Annotated in this window: 1 protein-coding gene and 1 pseudogene; both read left to right on the top strand. The window is 44.6% G+C overall.

What is annotated here, in order from left to right; all coding sequences use genetic code 11:
• Nucleotides 1-1,693: pseudogene (locus tag ALO_RS22720) on the top strand (hypothetical protein); the annotation flags it as partial.
• 15 nt (nucleotides 1,694-1,708) lie between these two features.
• The gene (locus tag ALO_RS15690; protein WP_004097726.1) at nucleotides 1,709-2,086 is read left to right on the top strand and encodes a hypothetical protein; all 378 of its coding nucleotides are present in this window, start codon (nucleotides 1,709-1,711) and stop codon (nucleotides 2,084-2,086) included.
• The last annotated feature ends 115 nt before the right edge of the window (nucleotides 2,087-2,201 follow it).

The raw sequence follows: 2,201 nt of genomic DNA, 5'->3' as shown, positions 1-2,201 counted from the left end.
GGTTATTGGCAGTGAAACCGATCAGAACAAGCTCTCTACCGGAACGTTGACATGGTCGGATATAGAGAACAAAGCTGAATATGAAGCTGACAGCCTGGGAGTAAACTATGCAATCGGCAAAGATGTACAGGATAAGGACAAAGGCCTTACTCCGAATCTGGGAGTGCCGGCATCGGGTGATGCAGCCAGCACCACGAAAGCGGCTGTTGCTCAAGGTACGATTGAGATTAAAGATCAGGCCAATCAGAAAGACGATATTAGCAAATTGAGCCGCGATACCGAGAACGCCTTAAATAAGCTGGATGAAATCTTTGACAAAAAGACGGTTCAAGAAAAACAGGAACTGTCGAAAATGTTTGGAGAAGAAGCCTTTAAACTAGTAGGCGATTTAGCAGCAGAGCAGCATAAAAAAGCGGCGGAAGACGCTGCCAAAGCCGCCCCGGGCTCTGCTGCCAAGGCAGAAGCAGAAGCGAGAATGCGAGCCTGGGATGAAGGTGGGGTTTATAAGGTAGCGCTCCATTCAGCCGTAGGCGGAATCATGTCCGACTTTGGTGGGAGCAGCTTTGCATCCGGGGCAATAGGCGCAGGTTTCAATGAAGTCCTGCAAGGGCAACTGACGAAGATTAAAGACCCTGCATTGCATCAGTGGGCGAGTGCCGTAGTCGGAGGAGCAGCCGCTAAAGTAGTTGGCAGTAATGCGCAGGCAGGAGCTTCTGCGGCAGCGAGTGGAACGAAGAACAATTATTTAACCCATGAACAATATCGCCTATATAATCAAGAATTAGCCGATCTCCAAAAAGCCCTCGAAGAAGGAAAGATCACACCCGAAGAAGCCGAAGCCAAAAAAGTAGAAATTATAAAAAGATGGTCGGCAAAAGCGCGTGAGCAACAAAGCAAGGTATCTCAATATGAACTAACCAGTAAAGTTAAAAGCGGCGAATTTATCTATGACCCCAAATTGGAACGCTCTCCGGTCACGACTAATAAGCAATTTGCTCTTGGTTTTGCCAAAGGGTTGAAAAACAAAATAGACGAACCCGTAGAAACCCTAAGAAATCTGACCCCGCAACAACTTGACGAACTCATCGGCAGTATTCCGGAGCAGCTAGACTACCTGCTACATCAAAAAGTAGTAGACACCGTCGGCAACGTGTACGAAGTCACCGTAAAAGACTGGAAAAATCGCTATGTCGACATGATGAACACCACCGATCCGGAGGAACAAGGCCGAAAAGCAGCAGAACTGATAGCAGACATAGGTACTGTCATTGGGGCTGCACGGGCGGCAGGGCAGGCTGTTAAAGAGGTTCAAGCATTTCAGGCTATGCGGAATGCTGCTAAGGGGCCGGCTAGTGCTTCCAAGTTAACTACATCTACCAATCCTAAAGATTTTCTTAATGAAGCTCTAAAGAAACAAGGGCTGGACAAAGCGCCAAGTAACTTTAAGCAGAAGTGGTCTGAAAATGGCTTTGATTATGAGGTGAGGATACATCCGGCAGAATCGCAGTATGGCAAAGATGGCAGTATTTATCGAGTATCCAGAAGACAACAAGGAATAGATGCAAATGGTCAAGGATACGGATGGGAGTATATGGATCAATCCGGGAAATGGCATCATACCAGCACATTAAAACCTCAAAACCCATCCTTTAGTGACCAAGCTGCAAGAGATACTCATATTCAGCTTCCATAGGGAAGGGGAGTAAAAATGGATATTGTAAGTATTAAAACAATAATGGCTGAAATCAATTCATTTATACAGCAACAGATGTGGCTTGATTTTGAGGTAATCCAATACATTAGGAATAAATTAACCGTCATTGGCAGCATCGATATATCTAACCCTCATGATCTTGAAATTCATTTTGAAGATATTTCTTTTGTATCTTTACCAATCGAATGGAAAACTGATACATCCAAGACTGCATTGTTATTGCTTGAAGGAGAGGCAGCTATATTGCTGAACAAAAGATTCCATGTTCAGCAAGGGTATCATATCTTCAAGTTTACTCCGGAAGATTACCCGGAAGATTTTGGTTGCTACGTAGGGGCACGAGCAATTTCATATCAGATTATTAAGCATTAAACGGTACAAAAGAAGTGAACCTTGATCGAGTGCTCGTCACTCAATCAAGGTTTTATTTTGGGGGTGCTGAGGACGATCACCTTTTGACAAGTTAATCTTAAAGCGAAAAACAACG

Source organism: Acetonema longum DSM 6540, assembly GCF_000219125.1.
GTDB lineage: Bacteria > Bacillota > Negativicutes > Sporomusales > Acetonemataceae > Acetonema > Acetonema longum.
This window is presented reverse-complemented; position numbering and strand designations above follow the sequence as displayed.

Coding starts and splice junctions, on each gene's coding strand:
- ALO_RS15690 (WP_004097726.1), top strand. CDS start 1,709: ATGGATATTGTAAGTATTAAAACAATAATGGCTGAAATCAATTCATTT.